This window comes from Catenuloplanes niger (assembly GCF_031458255.1).
GTDB classification, from domain to species: domain Bacteria; phylum Actinomycetota; class Actinomycetes; order Mycobacteriales; family Micromonosporaceae; genus Catenuloplanes; species Catenuloplanes niger.
The window spans coordinates 1,396,063-1,411,676 of the sequence record NZ_JAVDYC010000001.1 but is presented as its reverse complement, the minus strand read 5'-3'; the positions used below and the strand labels follow the sequence as shown (position 1 = coordinate 1,411,676).

The window sequence follows — 15,614 nt, the reverse complement described above, 5'->3', positions numbered from 1 at the left end:
GATCAGGGCACGACGCGGATCCGTGGGCGGCCGTCGGCGGCGACGGTCACCTCGGCCTCGACCCGGTAGACGCGCCGGATCACGGCCGGCGTGAGCACCTCGGCGGGCGGCCCGGCGGCGACCAGGCGGCCGTCGTGCAGCACCGCGACGTGGTCGCAGAACGCGGCGGCCAGGTCCAGGTCGTGCAGCGCGGTGACCACCGTGCGGCCGGCCGCGCGCAGCCGGTGGAACAGCGCCAGCCGGTGCCGGATGTCCAGGTGGTTGGTGGGCTCGTCGAGCAGCAGTACGTCCGGGTCCTGCAGCAGCGCGCGGGCGATGTCGGCGCGCTGCCGCTCGCCGCCGGACAGCTGCGACCACCGCCGGCCGCCGAGCCCGGGCAGGCCGGCCGCGTCCAGCGCCTCGTCGGCGCGGCGCTCGTCGTCCGGCGTGACCGGGGCGAGTGCGGGCCGGTGCGGGATGCGGGCCAGCAGCAGGACGTCGCGGACGGACATGTCCACGTCCGCGGGGACGTGCTGGGTGACGATCGCGATCCGGCGGGCCAGCGCGCGCCGCGGGATCGTGACGCGGTCGGCGCCGTCGACCAGCACCCGGCCGTGGTCCGGGCGCTGCAGGCCGGCCAGGACGCGCAGCAACGTGGACTTGCCGGAGCCGTTCGGGCCGAGCAGCCCGGTGATCGCGTGCGCCGGCGGCGTCAGCGTGACGTCGTCGAGCAGCGCTCGGCCGCGTACCCGCCGGGTGATGTGTTCCGCTGTGATCGTCATTCCCGGGCTCCTCGGCGGCGCAGCAGGACGGCGAAGGCGGGGACTCCGATCAGGGCGGTGACCACGCCGACCGGCACCTCCTGCGGGGCGAAGACGGTGCGCGCGGCCGTGTCGGCCCAGATCAGGAAGATCGCGCCGAGCAGCGCGCACGCGGGCAGCAGCACCCGGTGCCGGGCACCGGCCAGCGCGCGGGCCGCGTGCGGGACGGTGAGCCCGACGAAACCGATCGCGCCGCTCGCCGCGACCAGCGCGGCGGCCAGCACCGCGGTCGCGGTGAACAGCAGCGCGCGGACCCGGGTGGGGGAGAAGCCGAGCGACTGGGCGACGTCCGTGCCGAACGAGAACGCGTCCAGGGCCGGCGCCGCGGCCCAGCAGCAGACCAGTACGGCCGCACCGGCCGCGGCGCACAGCGCGACCGACGTCCAGGACGCCGCGGTCAGCGAGCCGAGCAGCCAGAACGTGATGCTGCGGGTGTTCTGCGCGGTCGCGTCGGACACCACGATCAGGCTGGTCGCGGCCGAGAACAGCTGACCGGCGGCGACGCCGGCCAGCAGGATCCGGGACGGTTCGGTCCAACGCCGGCCGGCCAGCGCGAGCGCGAGCGCGAACGCGGCGGCGCTGCCCGCGAACGCGCCCACGGACAGCGCGGCCGCGCCGGTCGCGAAGCCGAACACCAGCACCGAGACCGCGCCGGTCGACGCGCCCGCGGAGATGCCCAGCAGGTACGGGTCGGCGAGCGCGTTGCGGGTCAGCGCCTGCAGCACCGCGCCGCACACCGCCAGGCCGGCGCCGACCAGCCCGGCCAGCAGCACCCGCGGTGTCCGCAGGTCCCAGACGATGCTGTCGGTCAGCGGGTCCAGCGGCGTCACCGGCAGGTACGCGTGCCAGGCGAGCGCGCGCAGCACCTGGGCGGCGGTCAGGTCCGCGGCGCCGACCGCGACCGCCGCGGCCGTGCTGAGCAGCAGCGCGACGAGCGCGCCGGCCAGCACGGCCGATCGTCCGAGCAGAGTGATCATTTGCGGGCGAGGACCACGTAGTCGTCGAGGTACTGCCAGACCGTGCCGGTCTCGGCGAAGCCGGCCGCGTCCAGCGCGGCGAGGTGGAACGCCAGCGGCGCGAGCGGCTGCGGCGGCCGGTTCGCGAACCGTCGCTCCCGCTCCTCGGTGAGCGCGCCCAGCTCGGGGTGCCGGGCGGCCTCGTCGTACCACTGCTGGTAGTCGAGGGTCCCGGTGGCGAAGGCCGCCGCCTGGGTGTGCGCGTCGTGCCGTTCGGAGACGTCCGCGAGCGTCGGGTTCGCGGGGCCGAAGCGCAGGTGGTCCGCGTTGAGCAGCACCCCGCCCTGGTCGAGCAGCGACGCGGCCGTGGTGTAGACCGCGGACAGCTCGGTGGGGGACAGCCAGTGCAGCGCGGTGGAGCTGAGGACGGCGTCGACCGGCCCGACCGCCGCGTGCCAGCCCGGCGCGGTCAGGTCGGCGTCGATGACGGTGACGCGGTCGGTGCCGTGCCGCTCGGTCAGCGCGGTCCGCGCCACGGTCAGCAGGATCGGGTCGAAGTCGACCGCGACCACGCGCGCCTTCGGGAACGCGGTCAGCACCCGGTCGGAGATCGCGCCCGGCCCGCAGGCCAGGTCCAGCACGGTGAACTCGTCGCCGCGCACCAGCCGCAGCACCTCCAGCATCACCTCGAAGCGCTGCTCGCGGTGTGCTATGTAGGCCTCCTGCTGGCGGTCCCACGCGTCCAGGAGATCCCTCACCGGCCCAGCTCCTTCAGTCCGGCCGCGACCTGCTCCGCGGCGGTGATCGATCGGATCGACGGGTCCATCGACGAGCCGGAGACCGTGACGAACCGGTTGTTCCGGACGGCGTCGAGGTTCTTGGTGACAGCGTTCGACGTGAGGAAGTCCTTCTTGGACTGCGCGCTGTCGCCGTCGCCGCCGCGGGTGAGGTCGGCCAGCACGATCACGTCCGGGTTGCGCCGCGCGATCTCCTCCCAGCTGCCGGCCGGCCAGGTCTGGTCCGCGTCGCCGTACGCGTTGGTCACGCCCAGGTGCGCGCTGAGCGCGGCGGGGAGGCCGTTCTGCCCGGCGACGTACGGCGTGGTGGTCCCGGAGTAGTACCAGAGCACGTCCGTGTCCGGGCGGCCCGCACCGGCCGTGGCCGCTAGCCGCGCCCGCTGGTCCGCGACGACCCGCGCACCCTTCTCCGCCACGCCGAAGATGCCGGCGATCTCCTCGATCTCCGCGAAGATGCCGTCGAAACCCACCGCGGTCTCGCCGGTCGCCGGGTCCTCGCAGGCGAACCGGGACAGGTACGCCGGCACGCCCAGCTCCCGCAGGTCGGCGCGCGGCCCGGCGGCGTCCGTGGCGTAGGCGGAGGTGAACGTCGAGTAGATGAAGTCCGGCTTCGCCGCGAGCACGGCCTCCCGGTTCGGGTAGAGCTTCGCCAGCACCGGCACCGCGTCGTAGGCGGCCGTCAGTTCCGGCAGCACCGGGTCGGTCTGGTAGCTGGTCCCGGCCATCCGGTCCGCGAGCCCCAGGGTCAGCAGGATCTCCGTGGCGTTCTGCTCCAGCGTCAGCGCCCGCCGCGGCGGTGCGGTGATCGTCAGTGGCATCCCACAGCTGGTCACGGCCGGGGCACTCGGCGCGCTCGCGGCCGGCGCTGCCCCGCCCTCGCTGCGCGCGCATCCCGCCGTGACCGCGAGCGTCACGGCGAGAACGGATATGACAACGGTTTTCATGGCGGGCAAGCTAGCACGGCTGTTCAAGGTTGAGTCGCTGCGGGGTCGTTAACCGCTTGCCCGGCCGGGAACGGGCGCGGACGATCCCGGCATGGAACCGACGCTGGCGGAGCTCATCGCCGCCGCCCACGCCGCGGACCCGGAGGATCGACTCTGGGCCGCGGAGAACCTCGCGCTCGCGATGGACGACGACGACCCGGCCGGCGTCGCGGAGTTCCTGGCGCTCTCCACGGACCCGGACGTGCGCGTCCGCGACTGGGCGACCTTCGCGCTGAGCCACCTGGTCGGGCAGGACAGCCCCGAGATCCGCGCGGCGCTGTGGGCACGGATCGGCGACGCGGACGGAAGCGTCCGCGCGTACGCGCTGCACGGCCTGGCCCGCCGGCGTGACACGCGCGCGTGGCCGCTGATGCTGGCGGCGTTCGAGTCCGGCACGGTGAAGGAGCACCTGTTCGAGGCCGCGGCGTTCCTGCGCGAGCCCCGACTGGCCGCGCACCTGCGCGAGTTCGACGACGAGAAGGGCCGCGTCGCGGCCGCGCTGATCGAATGCGACCCGCGGTTACGGGCCGCCCGCGACGACCTCGTGCTCCAGGTCGTGGACCTGCTCTTCGCGCAGGCCGCGGAGTTCGCGCCGTCCGTCTACTGCGAACGGTTCAGTCCCGACATCCTTGTGGAGTCGAACGTCTACCCGCCGCACCACGTCACCCACGTCGTCTCGATGCTCCGCGCGGCCGGCGACGACCCGGCCCGCGCCGCCGCGCGGATCATCGACGGCTTCCGGTCCGGCGCCGCGGAACTGTCCCGCTGACGGCCGCCTACCGCGCCGCGGCGAGGGCTGCCTCGATGGTCTGCTGGGCCGCGTCGCGGAGGGCGCGGGCGTCGGCGAAGTCGGACGGGTGCAGCGCGGGCAGCACCTCGACGCGCGCGTCGACGTGGTCGCGGAGGACCAGGCCGTGCTTGGGCAGTGCCCGCCCGGTGCCGTGCACCGCGATCGGGTGGACCGGCACGCCGTGGCGGACCGCGAGCTCGAACGCGCCGTCCTTGAACTTCTGCAGCCGGCCGTCGTCGGTGCGCCGCCCCTCCGGGAACAGCAGCACCGGGATGCCCCGGCTGAGCAACTCGCCGCAGCGGGCCATCATCTTCCGGACCGACTCGCCGCTGCCGCGGACCAGCGGGACGTAGCCGTTGAGGTGCATGTTCCAGCCGACGAACGGGACCTTGAAGATCTCCGCCTTGGAGACCCACTTGAACGGCCGGAACAGGTCGAACAGCACCAGGATGTCGATCAGCGAGGCGTGGTTCGCGACCAGCACCGCGGCGCCCTTCCACGGCAGCAGTTCCCGGCCGGTCGTGCGCAGCCGCCACAGCGGGTTCAGCCGCACGTAGAAGACGGCCCACGCGGACGAGTACAGGTGCAGCGCCACCTTGCGCCGGTCGAACGGCAGGGTCACCGCCCAGATCAGCAGCGCGCCGACGAAGAAGACCGGGCAGGTCAGGACGATGACCGCCCAGTACACGTACGAGAGGACCCGAAGCATCCCGCGAATCTAGCGGTACGCGCCGGCGGCCCTCCACGCAGTTGTGCGCGGTGTGTGAAGGTCTCGGTCGGATCCCGCGCAACGCGCCGCCCGGACCGCCTCCGCCACCTAGCCTGCGAGGGCGAAACCGCAGCGTAGAGGCCCTGTCACAGACGACCGGGCGGCGGTGCTTCGAAGGTGTGGAGGACATTGTGAGGGCCGACCTGGAGGACATCTTCCGGGACGCCTACCCGAGGGTCGTGTCCGTCGCGGCCCGCGTGCTGGGCGGCCGGGACGAGGCGGAGGACGTGGCGCAGGAGGTGTTCCTGTCGTTCGGGCGGTCGGCGGTGCCGGCCGGCGAGGCGATCGGATGGCTCTGCGTCGCGGCGGCGCACACCGCGCTGAACCACCTGCGGTCCGGCCGCCGGCGCGTGGCCCGGGAAACCGGCGAGGCCGTGCCGGAGCCGGTACCGGACGTCGCGGACGCCGTGGTCACCCGGGAGGAGCGGCGGCGGGTCCGGCAGGCGCTGGGCCGGCTGCCGCGCAAGCAGGCGGTCGCGCTGGTGCTGCGGCACAGCGGGCTCAGCTACGCCGAGATCGCGGCGGCCCTCGACCTCTCACCCGGCAGCGTCGGCACCACGGTCCGCCGCGCCGAATCCGCACTGCGCGAGGAGTTGATCCGTCATGCGTCATCCCGCTGAGGGCACACTGCGCCGGCTCGCCGACGAGCCGTCCGCGATCACCGACCCGGACCGCGCCCACGTCGCGTCCTGTCCCGAGTGCCAGGAGAACCTTTCCACGGTACGGACGGAGGCCGCGCTGATCGGCGCGGCGCTGCACACCGAGGCGGCGCCGGACGTCGACGCGGGCTGGCGGCGGTTGTCGGCCGCGTTCGCCGCGCCGATGACCGCCGCGGAGGCGGTCCGGGTGAGCCGGCGGAGCACGCCCCGGTGGCGCGGGCCGATGGTCGCGGTCGCGGCCGCGGTCGCGCTGCTCACCGGCGCGACCGCCGCGGTCGCCACCGACTGGCTGCGCGTCTTCCACACCGAGGAGATCGCACCGATCACGATCAGCCAGGCGGACCTGCTCGCGCTGCCGGACCTCTCCGCGTACGGCGAGGTCGAGGTCGCCGAGGAACCGCACGTCCGCGAGGTGCCGGACGCGGCGGCGGCCCGCGCGGCGAGCGGCCTCGCCGTGCCGGAGGTGCCGGCGCTGCCCCGCGGCGTCACCGGCGACCCGGTCTACCAGGCCGGCGACCGGGCAACGGTGATCTTCACGCTGGACGGCGACCGGGCGGGCGCGCCCGAACTCGACGGTGCCCGCTTCCGGCTGACCGCCGGCCCCGGCGTCGCGGCGGTCTGGGCGGAGGATCGCGGCGTGCCCGCGCTCATCGTCGGCCGGGCCGTGGCGCCGGCCGCGTACTCCGACTCGGGCGCCGACTTCGCGACCGTGCGCGACCACCTGCTCTCGCTGTCCGGCCTGCCCGCGGACGTGGCGTCCCGGCTGCGGAGCTTCACCGGCGACGGTACGACGCTCCCGCTGCACGTCGTGGACGAGAAGCTGACCAGCGCGCCCGCGGACGTGAACGGCACCCCGGCCACCGTGATCACTTCCCGGGACGGCGTGCTGGCGGCCGTGGTGTGGGTGCGCGACGGCGTGGTCACGGCCGTGGCCGGCTCGCTGTCCGCGGACGAGGTGCTGACCGTGGCGCGAGACCTGCGGTGACGTCGGTGGAGAGCCCCGCGGTGTGGGCGGACGGGCTGCGCAAACGCTACCGGAAGCGGGTCGCGGTGGACGGCGTGTCGTTCACCGTCGGCCGCGGTGAGGTGCTCGGCCTGCTCGGCCCGAACGGCGCCGGCAAGACCACGGTGATCAAGATGCTGCTCGGCCTGGTCCGCCCGGACGCGGGCGAGACGATGCTGCTCGGCCGCCCGTCCCGGGAGCCGCGCTCCCGGGCCCGGGTCGGCTACCTGCCCGAGCTGTTCCGGTACCAGCCGTGGCTGACCGCGTCCGAGGTGCTGCGGCTGCACGCGCGCCTGGCCGGGACGCCCGCCGACCCGGACGTGCTCGGCGCGGTCGGGCTCGCGGACCGGGCCGGCGACCGGGTCGGCGGCTTCTCCAAGGGCATGCAGCAGCGCCTCGGCCTGGCCGTCGCGCTCGTCGCCCGGCCCGAACTGGTGGTGCTGGACGAGCCGACCAGCGCGCTCGACCCGATCGGCCGCGCCGACGTCCGCGACCTGCTGCTCGCGCTCCGCGAACGGGGCGTGGCCGTGCTGCTCAACTCGCACCTGATCGGCGAGGTCGAACGCGTCTGCGACCGGGTCGTGATCCTCGACCGGGGCCGGGTCGCCGCGTCCGGCACGCTGCCCGAACTGCTCGGCGGCCGGGAGCTGCGCCTGCACCTGGACGGCGTCGGCGACGCGGCCGCGGCCCGGCTCGGCGACGTCACCGCGCGGGACGGCGACCGGTGGACGATCGTGCTGCCGGACGACGTACCGGCGCTGATCGCTGATCTCGTGGGTCTGGGTGTGCGCGTGCACGCGGTCGAGCCCGGCCGGATCAGCCTGGAGGACCGACTGCTCACCATCCTGCGAGGAACCCGATGACCACCGTGCTCACCGTCGCCGCGCTGACGCTCCGTGAGGCCGCGCGCCGCCGCGTGCTCCGCTCGCTGGCCGTGCTGACCGTGCTGCTGCTGTCGCTGAGCGCCTGGGGCTTCGCCCGCATCGACGCCGAGTTCGGCGGCGACCTGACCAGCGGCGAATCCCGGTTCGCCGCCGCGCTCGTGCTCAACCTGGTGATGTTCGGCCTGAGCCTGATCGCCGCGCTCGGCACCGCGTTCATGGCCGGCCCGACGCTGGCCGGCGAGACCGAGAGCGGCATCGCGCTCGCCGTGCTGACCCGCCCCGTCCACCGCGCGTCCGTGCTCCTCGGGAAGTGGCTCGGGCTGGTCGGGTTCGGCACCGGTTTCGTCGCGGTCGCCGGCACCGCGCAACTGCTCATCGTGCTGGTCACCACCGGCTACTGGCCGCCGTCCCCGGTCACCGGCCTGGCCCTGCTCGCCGCGCAGGCCGTCACGCTGCTCACGCTCGGCCTGCTGCTCTCCACGGTCATCTCCCCGATGGCCTCCGGCATCGTCGCGGTCGGCCTCTTCGGCGCCACCTGGATCGCCGGCGTCATCGGCGGCCTCGGCGCCGCCCTCGGCAACGACAGCGTCCGCCGCATCGGCACGGTCTCCCAGGCCCTGCTGCCGACGGACGGACTGTGGCGCGGCGCGATGAACGCGTTCCAGGACCCGTCGCTGCTGACCAGCTTCAGCGAGGCGTTCGAGGGACATCCGTTTCTCAGCTCCGCCTCGCTCACCCCCGGCTACCTGGCGTGGGCCGGCACCTGGGTGCTGCTGACCCTGTCGCTGGCGGCGGTCGCGTTCCAGCGACGCGACCTGTAGCGCCCGCCACGCCAGATCTTCCCGCTCCGGCGCGGCCCGGCCCGCATGCCCGGAGCGGCCGGTCGCGGGTGCCGGGCTCATCGTGACGGGCGCAGGCCGTCGAGGACGACCTCCAGCATGTGCTGGGAGCGTTGTTCCCACTCCGGGTCCTGGGCGTCGCCGTGCCAGAGGAAGCTGACCAGCAGCAGCAGGTCCTCGGCGTCCACGTCGGGGCGGACGTCGCCGGCGTCCCGGCCGGCGGCGAGCAGCCGGTCGATCGCGCCGGTGATCGGCCGGTAGTGCTCGGCGGCCAGGTCGGCGCGGGTGGCCGCGTGCAGCACGGCCGCGAAGCTGTGCTTGATCCGGCCGAACGCGCCGAGCCGGCCGAGCCAGAGCCGCAGCGCCTGCCGGGGCTCGTGCGCGGCCAGCAGCGTGCCGGCCGCGTCGACCACGTCCGCGACGTCCTGCCGGTAGACCGCCATCAGCAGCGCCTCCCGGGTGGGGAAGTGCCGGTAGAGCGTGCCCTGTCCGACGCCGGCCTTCTTCGCGATCGAGTGCAGGCTCACGTCGGCCGAGCCGGTGAGCTCCTCGCGCGCGACGGCCAGCAGGCGCGCCCGGTTCTGTTCGGCGTCCGTGCGTCGCGTCATACCGTCTCCCTTGGCTAAGCGGACAGTTGTCCGCTAACGTTCGAAGCGTTGGCGGACAGTTGTCCGGTACCAATTCTAAGGGGTGCATCATGTCCGGAATCGACGGCAAGGTGATCGCGGTGACCGGCGCGTCCGCCGGTATCGGTGAGGCGACCGCGGTGCTGCTGGCCGAGCGGGGCGCGCGCGTGGTGCTCGGCGCCCGCCGCACCGACCGGATCGAGCGGCTCGCGGCCCGGATCACCGAGGCGGGCGGCCAGGCCGCGTTCGCGGCCACCGACGTGACCCGCCGCGACGACCTGACCGCGCTGGTCGCGCTGGCCCGCGACCGGTTCGGCCGGCTCGACGTGCTGGTCAACAACGCCGGCATCGGCCCGGTCTCGCCGATGGACGCGCTGCGCGTGGACGAGTGGGACGCGATGATCGACGTCAACCTGCGCGGCGTGCTGTACGGCATCGCGGCCGCGCTACCGGTCTTCCGCGAGCAGGAGAGCGGGCACGTCGTCAACGTGGTCTCCACCGCGGGCCTGCGGATCAGCCCGACGATGGCCGTCTACGCGGCCACGAAGAACGCGGTGCGCACGGTCTCCGAGGGGCTGCGCCAGGAGGCCGGCGAGCACCTGCGGGTCACCGTGGTCTCGCCCGGCATGATCCGTACCGGCTTCATCGACGGCATCTCCGACGAGCGGGTCCGCACCGATCTGGCCGTCACGGTCGACCGCGTCGCGATCCCGCCGTCCGCGATCGCCGAGGCCATCGCGTTCGCGATCGCGCAGCCCGCCTCCGTCGACGTGGGCGACATCGTGGTCCGCCCCACCGCGCAGGACTGATCCGGCGCCACCCACCCGACCGCCCCGACGGGCCGGCACCCGCCGGGCCGTGCCGGATCCACGGTGCCGGCGGGGGAGCCCTTCGAACCGGGCGGAACCACCGCAGGGCCAACCAGGGGACCGCCACGGGGCCGCGCGAGACCGCCGCAGGACACGCGCGGCAAGCCGCAGGGTCACGCGGCAGTCGTCGTCGCAGGGCCGCGCGAGACCGCCGCAGGGCACGCGCGGCAGCCGCAGGGCCACGCGGCAGCCGTCGCAGGGGCGGGCGGGAGTGCCGCAGGGGCGAGTGGGTGCCGTCAGGACGGGTCGCGGTGGGCGGTCAGGAGCCAGCAGGCGGCGGTGAAGCGGACCTGGTCGCCGTGGACGAACGGGTCGAACGCGGGGCGGACCGCCTCGACGACGGCGGCGCGGGTCGCGTCGTCCGCGCCGGCGAGCGTCAGGCCGACCGGGCCGAGCCGGGTGAAGTAGCCGGTCAGCTCGGTCGCCGGCATCACGCACTCGACGTCGACGGCGGCGAGGTCGATGCCCGCCCAGCCGGCCTCCCGGAGGATCGGCGTGACGACGGCCGGGTCGGCGAAGGCGAACTGGCCGGGCCCGTCGGGGCGGCGGACCGGCAGGCCGGGCAGCAGGGGAGCGGCGGCCCGCTCGGCGGTGGTCATGAACGGGTTCTCGGCCGCGGAGCGCCAGACGACGCAGCGCAGCGCGGCGCCGGGCCGGGCCGCACGGTGCAGGTTCGCGAACGCGCGTACCGGATCGTCGAAGAACATCACGCCGAACCGGGACATGATCACGTCGTAGTGCCCGGCCGGGAACGGATGTTCCTGCGCGTCCGCGAGCAGGTAGGTGGCGGGGCCGCCGCGCGCCCGGGCCGCGGCGATCATCCGGGCCGAGACGTCGATGCCGGTGCAGTGCCCGAGCCGGCGGGCGGCCGCGTCCGTCGTACCGCCGGTGCCGCAGCCGACGTCCAGCACGGCACCGCCGGTGAGCGGCGCCACGAGTAGATTCTCCAGCGGGCGGAAGAGCGCGTCGAGCAGGTCCTGCGCCTGCGTCCAGGCATCGCCGGAGTGACCGTTCCACTGCATGATGAGACCCCCTTGACCAGAGCGGAGCGCCCACCGTGTCACCTCAGGCGGACTTGAGGTCAAGCACGCTCGACATCGCCGAGGTCGCCGCGCGGTCCGGCCTGTCCGTCTCGGCCCTGCGCTACTACGAGGAGCGGGGCCTGATCGCGTCGTCCGGGCGGAAGGGCCTGCGCCGGCAGTTCGCGGCAGACGTGCTGGAACGGCTCGCGCTGGTCGCGGTCGGCCGGGACGCGGGCTTCACGCTGGACGAGATCGCCGGCATGTTCGGCCCGGACGGCGAGCCGGCCATCGACCGGGCGTTGCTCAGCACGCGCGCGGACGACCTCGACCGGACGATCCGCCGGCTGACCGTGCTGCGCGACGGTCTCCGGCACGCGGCCGCCTGCCCGGCGCCGCGGCACCTGGACTGCCCGACGTTCCGGCGGATCATGACGAGGGCGATGCGGCCGCGACCTGCTTCGCGATGAGCGCGTTCAGTTCCGCGACGCGCGGGGCGTGACCCAGGCCGGCGTAGATGTCCCGCGCCTCCCGCCAGGCACGGAGCGCGGCCTGCTGGTCGATCGGGGCCTGCGCGTCGCCGAGCGTGCGGAGCGCGTCCGCGAGGAACGTGCCCCAGCCGCGCTGCCGCCACAGCCGGACGGACGCGGACAGGTGGTCGACGGCGCGGCGGTGGTTGCCGTCCGCGAGTTCGACCGCGCCGAGCACGCCGAGCGCGTCCGCGGTGTGGTGCGGCAGGTTGTACTCCCGCGCGATGGTCAGCGCCTCGGTGGCGTAACCGCGGGCGGCCGGGCCGGGCAGGTGCGCGCGGGCCAGCGTGAGCAACGTCAGCACCTCGGCGTACCGGTCCTGGTACGTGCGCAGCACGCGCAGCGACTCGTCGAGCGCGACGACGGCCACGTCGGTGCGCCCGGCGCGGGTGTTGAGCACGCCGATGAACTGCAGCACGGTCGCGACGTACCGCTGGTTGCCGACCTCGCGGGCCACCCGCAGCGCCACGGTGAGGTGGTTCTCCGCGACCGGGAGGTCGAGCGACTCGCCGTGCACGACCGCGGCGGCCACGTGCGCGCGGGCCTGCCCGCCGAGGTGGTCGTGCTCCTCGGCGAGCCGGATCGCCAGGTCCGCCGCGTCCGCGGCCTCGCCGTAGGTGCCCTTGGCCGCGAGCGCCCACGCCTTCATCACGGCCGCGTCGGACAGGCCGGGACCGTGGCCGACGGAGGCGAACAGCTCCGCGGTCTGCTCCGCGTCGGCGAGCATGCGGTCCATGGCGCCGCCGGGGTGGTCGACCTCGTGCCAGGCCGCGAGCTCGGTGAGGCCGCGCAGCATCACCGCCTCGCCGAGGCGGTGCCCGGCCGCCCGGCAGGCCGCGAGCACGTAGTCGCTGGTCGAGCGCCAGTCGATGTAGATGCCGCGGATGTCGAAGTACTTCTCCATGCAGCCGGCCAGGTCGAACGCGGCCTCGATCTCGCCGGCGTCGCAGGCGTGCCGGACCACGGCCAGCAGCGCGAGCCGTTCGGCCGCGAACCACTCGATCGGGTCGACGGAATCGAGACCGTCCACGGGTACGTCCGGGAACGTGCCGTGGATGGCGGCGTAACACGGCCCGGGGATGAGCGTGGCCATCCGGCGGGCCAGGCCGAGGTAGGCGCCGAAGCCGGCGCGCAGCACGTCCGTACCCGCGGACGGCTCTTCGTCCTGGGCGCGTTCGCGCAGGTAGAGCCGGACCAGGTCGTGGAAGCGGTAGCGCCCGGTGCCGGTGGCGTCGGTGCCGGCGTCCAGCAGCAGGTGCGCGTCGACCAGCCGTTCCAGCAGGTCCTCCGCCTCCGCCGCGGGCACGCCGGCCACGGCCGGCGCCAGCCAGGACGGGAAGTCCGGCACCGTGAACAGGCTCAGCCGGCGGGCGAGCAGCTGCCCGGCCGCACCGATCGCCCGGTAGCTGGACGCGATCGACGTGCGCACCGCGAGGTCGCCGGCGACCAGGTGGTCCAGGCGCCGCTGCTCGTTCTGCAGCGCGGTGGCCAGCCGGGACATCGGCCACGCGGGCCGGGACCGCAACCGCGCACCGGCGATCCGCACGGCCAGCGGCAGCCGGCCGCACAGCCGCAGGATGGTGGCGCTCTCCGCCGGTTCGCGCGCCACCCGCTGCGGTGCGGCGACGCGGCCGAGCAGCGACGCGGCCTCGTCGTCGGAGAACACACCCAGCTGGACGCGGCGCGCACCGGCCAGCCCGTCCAGGCTCGACCGGCTGGTGACCAGCGCGACGCAGGAGCCGTCGCCGGGCAGCAGCGGGCGGATCTGGGCCTCGTCCGCGGCGTCGTCGAGCAGCACCAGCACCCGGCGGCCGGCCAGCCGGGACCGGTACGCGTCCGCGCGCTCGGTCAGGTCGATCGGGATCGCGCGCTCGTCCACGCCGAGCGCGCGCAGGAACCGGGCCAGCACGTCGCCCGGCTCGACCGGTCGCGCCTCGGTGCCGCGCAGCGTCGCGTAGAGCTGGCCGCCCGGGTAGTCGGCGGCCGCCCGGTGCGCCGCGTGCACCGCGAGCGTGGTCTTGCCGACGCCGCCCATCCCGGTGATCGTGACCACCGGCAGCGGTTGCCCGATCGGGGCGAGCGCGGCGCCGAGCCGCGCGATCTCGTCGTCGCGGCCGGTGAAGTCCACGATGTCCGGCGGCAGCAGCGCGGGCCGGACCGGGTCGGCGACCGCGCCGTCGTCCTCGGAGCGCAGGATCAGGCGTTCCGTCTCCTGGAACGCCGGGCCGGGTTCGAGCCCGTGCTCGTCGGCGAGGAAGCGGCGCAGCTCCCGGCCGGCCGCGAGCGCGTCGGCCCGGCGGCCGCAGCGGTGCAGCGCCAGCATCAGCGTGACCCAGAGCCGCTCCCGGGTCGGTTCGTCGCGGGCCGCGCGGGCCAGGTCCGGCACGATATCCCGATGCCGGCCCAGCTCCAGTTCCGCCTCGTAGAGGTCCTCGCAGGCGGTGAGCCGCTCCTCGCCGAGCTGCAGCCGGGCCGCGGCCACGTAGGCGCCGGCCGCGTCCGCGAGCGCGGGGCCGTGCCAGAGCGCGAGCGCCTCGCGCAGCAGCGGCACCCGTTCGGTGGCCGCGGTGCCCCGGGCCCGCGCGGTCAGCGCGGCGAACCGCAGGTGGTCGGCCTGGTCCTCGCGGGCGTGCAGCAGATACCCGGCCGCGCGCGTGGTCAGCTCGATCGCGCCACGGCCGGCCCGCCGGATCGCGGAGATGTCGGCCTGCAACTGGCTGCGGGCGGTGGCCGGCGCGGCGCCGCCCCACAGCGCCTCGGTCAGCGCGGACACCGTGACCACCCGGTTCGCGTTGAGCAGCAGGCAGCCGAGGACCGCGCGGTGCCGGGGACGCGGCAGCGCGGCGGGTGCGTCGTCGAGCCAGAGCTCCACGCCGCCCAGGATCCGGAATCGCACGTGCGAGGCTGACATCGAGTCCAGCCTATAGCGGTGGGCGGGACGGCACGCTGCCCGGATCCATGCCCGGGGCAGCGCGCGTCATCCGGCCAACCGATGCGGGTACGCCCCGTGTCGCACCGAATCGGCTGTCCCCCGATCGTCGGTCACGGCGCTTATACGAACGCTATACGCGCGCCGGTGTGCCAGGTCACGGCCGCGCTCGACGATCGCGGCCGGGTGCTCGGGGCCGGTTCCCTGCCGCGCCGGTCAGTCGCCGACCGCGGCCTCGTAGCGCAGCATCGTCTCGACCACGATCCGCCGCTGCTCCGCGGTGAGCGGCGCCAGCGCGGTCCGCCACGCCTCGCCGCCGCGGGCCAGCCACGCGCTGATCGCCGGCCGGCTCTCCGGTGCGATGTCGACGATGCGCCGGCGTCGATCGGCCTCGTCCTCGCGCCGGACCAGCACGCCCTTCCGGCTCAGGTCGCCGATGATCAGGCTCACCGTGGTCGGCGCGACACCCAGCGACGCGGCCAGTTCGGAGACCGTCTGCGGCCCGTCCAGCAGCAGCAACGACAGCAGCGACAGGTGCCGTGGCGCCAGGTCCAGCGAGCTGAGCGCCGGCGGCACCGGGATGCGCTTGATCCGCCCGACGATCCGCGGCATCACCAGCAGCAGCGCGCGCACCTCGTCGTCCGTTGACATGGGACGGTCCTCCCAATACCTTTGTTTGCAAATCTATTTTGCTCGGTGCGGCAACGGGAGGACTGTAATGCCCCATCTCAGCGTGGACGTGCACGAGCCCGACCTGGCCGGCCGGGAGGCCGCGCTCATCGCCCGGCTGACCGACGCGGTCGCCGAGGTCTACGGCGCCTGGGCGCGCGACGTCGCGGTGGTGCGGCTCCACGGCGTGCCGCCCGGCCGCTGGGGGATCGGTGGCGTGCCCGCGCCGGCGCCCGCGCCGGCCGTCACGTTCGGCGTCCGAGAGGGCGCGTTCGCACGTCCCGACATGATCGCCGCGCTGGCCACCGGCGTCACCGACGCGATCGCCGGGGTCCTCGGCGACCACGTCCGGGACGGCGTCACCATCGAGTTCACCGGCACCCGCGAGGGCCGATCCGCCACCGGCGGAAAACTCCGATAAGCCATCAACGGTACGGATCGGAGCACCCGATCCGCCCGCACTCACCCGATCCCGGCGGTGGTCCACGGGCT

General features: G+C 74.8%; 17 protein-coding genes. 8 read left to right on the top strand and 9 right to left on the bottom strand.

Annotated elements, in window-relative coordinates:
* Nucleotides 1-2 precede the first annotated feature (2 nt).
* Genes J2S44_RS06155 through J2S44_RS06140 form a run of 4 tightly spaced genes read right to left on the bottom strand, consistent with a single transcriptional unit; the run spans nt 3 to nt 3,497 of the window.
* Complete coding sequence (locus J2S44_RS06155) at nt 3-761, bottom strand: ABC transporter ATP-binding protein (protein WP_310409747.1); 759 nt, start codon at nt 759-761, stop codon at nt 3-5.
* Nucleotides 758-1,777, bottom strand: coding sequence for a FecCD family ABC transporter permease (locus tag J2S44_RS06150; protein WP_310409745.1), 1,020 nt, complete (start codon nt 1,775-1,777; stop codon nt 758-760). Before J2S44_RS06150 ends, J2S44_RS06155 begins: the two co-directional genes overlap by 4 nt.
* The gene (locus J2S44_RS06145; RefSeq protein WP_310409744.1) at nt 1,774-2,514 is read right to left on the bottom strand and encodes a class I SAM-dependent methyltransferase; all 741 of its coding nucleotides are present in this window, start codon (nt 2,512-2,514) and stop codon (nt 1,774-1,776) included. Before J2S44_RS06145 ends, J2S44_RS06150 begins: the two co-directional genes overlap by 4 nt.
* Nucleotides 2,511-3,497 carry an ABC transporter substrate-binding protein gene (locus J2S44_RS06140; RefSeq protein WP_310409742.1) on the bottom strand — a complete coding sequence of 329 codons (987 nt, stop codon included), beginning with the start codon at nt 3,495-3,497 and terminating at the stop codon, nt 2,511-2,513. The genes J2S44_RS06145 and J2S44_RS06140 overlap by 4 nt, the downstream gene beginning before the upstream one ends.
* Before the next feature lie 91 nt (nt 3,498-3,588).
* Between J2S44_RS06140 and J2S44_RS06135 the strand changes: the two genes are divergently transcribed.
* A complete protein-coding gene (locus J2S44_RS06135; protein WP_310409740.1) occupies nt 3,589-4,305 on the top strand; it encodes a HEAT repeat domain-containing protein in 717 nt (238 codons plus the stop codon).
* 7 nt (nt 4,306-4,312) lie between these two features.
* Here J2S44_RS06135 and J2S44_RS06130 read toward each other — a convergent pair whose 3' ends face one another.
* Nucleotides 4,313-5,035 carry a lysophospholipid acyltransferase family protein gene (locus tag J2S44_RS06130; RefSeq protein ID WP_310409738.1) on the bottom strand — a complete coding sequence of 241 codons (723 nt, stop codon included), beginning with the start codon at nt 5,033-5,035 and terminating at the stop codon, nt 4,313-4,315.
* Between the two features lie 191 nt (nt 5,036-5,226).
* On the opposite strand from J2S44_RS06130, the gene J2S44_RS06125 reads away from it, so the two are divergent.
* The 4 genes from J2S44_RS06125 to J2S44_RS06110 are packed head-to-tail and all read left to right on the top strand — an operon-like array spanning nt 5,227 to nt 8,462.
* On the top strand, nt 5,227-5,715 hold the full coding sequence (locus J2S44_RS06125) for a sigma-70 family RNA polymerase sigma factor (protein ID WP_310409736.1): 489 nt from the start codon (nt 5,227-5,229) through the stop codon (nt 5,713-5,715).
* The gene (locus J2S44_RS06120) at nt 5,699-6,739 is read left to right on the top strand and encodes a hypothetical protein (RefSeq protein ID WP_310409734.1); all 1,041 of its coding nucleotides are present in this window, start codon (nt 5,699-5,701) and stop codon (nt 6,737-6,739) included. The genes J2S44_RS06125 and J2S44_RS06120 overlap by 17 nt, the downstream gene beginning before the upstream one ends.
* Before the next feature lie 5 nt (nt 6,740-6,744).
* A complete protein-coding gene (locus J2S44_RS06115) occupies nt 6,745-7,620 on the top strand; it encodes an ABC transporter ATP-binding protein (protein WP_310409733.1) in 876 nt (291 codons plus the stop codon).
* On the top strand, nt 7,617-8,462 hold the full coding sequence (locus tag J2S44_RS06110; RefSeq protein ID WP_310409730.1) for an ABC transporter permease subunit: 846 nt from the start codon (nt 7,617-7,619) through the stop codon (nt 8,460-8,462). Before J2S44_RS06115 ends, J2S44_RS06110 begins: the two co-directional genes overlap by 4 nt.
* A 77-nt stretch (nt 8,463-8,539) precedes the next feature.
* On the opposite strand, the gene J2S44_RS06105 is transcribed toward J2S44_RS06110, so the two are convergent.
* On the bottom strand, nt 8,540-9,088 hold the full coding sequence (locus tag J2S44_RS06105) for a TetR/AcrR family transcriptional regulator (RefSeq protein WP_310409729.1): 549 nt from the start codon (nt 9,086-9,088) through the stop codon (nt 8,540-8,542).
* Between the two features lie 89 nt (nt 9,089-9,177).
* Here J2S44_RS06105 and J2S44_RS06100 point away from each other — a divergent pair, with 89 nt between their 5' ends.
* Complete coding sequence (locus tag J2S44_RS06100; RefSeq protein ID WP_310409727.1) at nt 9,178-9,915, top strand: SDR family oxidoreductase; 738 nt, start codon at nt 9,178-9,180, stop codon at nt 9,913-9,915.
* 296 nt (nt 9,916-10,211) lie between these two features.
* Here the strand turns inward: J2S44_RS06100 and J2S44_RS06095 are convergent, their stop codons facing one another.
* Complete coding sequence (locus J2S44_RS06095) at nt 10,212-10,997, bottom strand: class I SAM-dependent methyltransferase (RefSeq protein WP_310409726.1); 786 nt, start codon at nt 10,995-10,997, stop codon at nt 10,212-10,214.
* Between the two features lie 53 nt (nt 10,998-11,050).
* Here J2S44_RS06095 and J2S44_RS06090 point away from each other — a divergent pair, with 53 nt between their 5' ends.
* Nucleotides 11,051-11,464 carry a helix-turn-helix domain-containing protein gene (locus tag J2S44_RS06090; protein ID WP_310409725.1) on the top strand — a complete coding sequence of 138 codons (414 nt, stop codon included), beginning with the start codon at nt 11,051-11,053 and terminating at the stop codon, nt 11,462-11,464.
* Here the strand turns inward: J2S44_RS06090 and J2S44_RS06085 are convergent.
* Both J2S44_RS06085 and J2S44_RS06080 read right to left on the bottom strand, forming a co-directional pair.
* Nucleotides 11,424-14,435 carry an AfsR/SARP family transcriptional regulator gene (locus J2S44_RS06085; protein WP_310409724.1) on the bottom strand — a complete coding sequence of 1,004 codons (3,012 nt, stop codon included), beginning with the start codon at nt 14,433-14,435 and terminating at the stop codon, nt 11,424-11,426. The genes J2S44_RS06090 and J2S44_RS06085 overlap by 41 nt on opposite strands.
* A gap of 234 nt (nt 14,436-14,669) precedes the next feature.
* Nucleotides 14,670-15,104 carry a MarR family transcriptional regulator gene (locus J2S44_RS06080; protein WP_310409722.1) on the bottom strand — a complete coding sequence of 145 codons (435 nt, stop codon included), beginning with the start codon at nt 15,102-15,104 and terminating at the stop codon, nt 14,670-14,672.
* A 67-nt stretch (nt 15,105-15,171) separates the two neighbouring features.
* On the opposite strand from J2S44_RS06080, the gene J2S44_RS06075 reads away from it, so the two are divergent.
* The gene (locus tag J2S44_RS06075) at nt 15,172-15,543 is read left to right on the top strand and encodes a tautomerase family protein (protein ID WP_310409720.1); all 372 of its coding nucleotides are present in this window, start codon (nt 15,172-15,174) and stop codon (nt 15,541-15,543) included.
* The last annotated feature ends 71 nt before the right edge of the window (nt 15,544-15,614 follow it).

Bases quoted from the DNA above. Each gene is read 5' to 3' on its own strand.
- J2S44_RS06110 (WP_310409730.1), top strand. From the start codon at position 7,617: ATGACCACCGTGCTCACCGTCGCCGCGCTGACGCTCCGTGAGGCCGCG.
- J2S44_RS06155 (WP_310409747.1), bottom strand. From the start codon at position 761: ATGACGATCACAGCGGAACACATCACCCGGCGGGTACGCGGCCGAGCG.
- J2S44_RS06075 (WP_310409720.1), top strand. From the start codon at position 15,172: ATGCCCCATCTCAGCGTGGACGTGCACGAGCCCGACCTGGCCGGCCGG.
- J2S44_RS06095 (WP_310409726.1), bottom strand. From the start codon at position 10,997: ATGCAGTGGAACGGTCACTCCGGCGATGCCTGGACGCAGGCGCAGGAC.
- J2S44_RS06085 (WP_310409724.1), bottom strand. From the start codon at position 14,435: ATGTCAGCCTCGCACGTGCGATTCCGGATCCTGGGCGGCGTGGAGCTC.
- J2S44_RS06140 (WP_310409742.1), bottom strand. From the start codon at position 3,497: ATGAAAACCGTTGTCATATCCGTTCTCGCCGTGACGCTCGCGGTCACG.
- J2S44_RS06150 (WP_310409745.1), bottom strand. From the start codon at position 1,777: ATGATCACTCTGCTCGGACGATCGGCCGTGCTGGCCGGCGCGCTCGTC.
- J2S44_RS06100 (WP_310409727.1), top strand. From the start codon at position 9,178: ATGTCCGGAATCGACGGCAAGGTGATCGCGGTGACCGGCGCGTCCGCC.
- J2S44_RS06130 (WP_310409738.1), bottom strand. From the start codon at position 5,035: ATGCTTCGGGTCCTCTCGTACGTGTACTGGGCGGTCATCGTCCTGACC.
- J2S44_RS06080 (WP_310409722.1), bottom strand. From the start codon at position 15,104: ATGTCAACGGACGACGAGGTGCGCGCGCTGCTGCTGGTGATGCCGCGG.
- J2S44_RS06120 (WP_310409734.1), top strand. From the start codon at position 5,699: ATGCGTCATCCCGCTGAGGGCACACTGCGCCGGCTCGCCGACGAGCCG.
- J2S44_RS06105 (WP_310409729.1), bottom strand. From the start codon at position 9,088: ATGACGCGACGCACGGACGCCGAACAGAACCGGGCGCGCCTGCTGGCC.
- J2S44_RS06135 (WP_310409740.1), top strand. From the start codon at position 3,589: ATGGAACCGACGCTGGCGGAGCTCATCGCCGCCGCCCACGCCGCGGAC.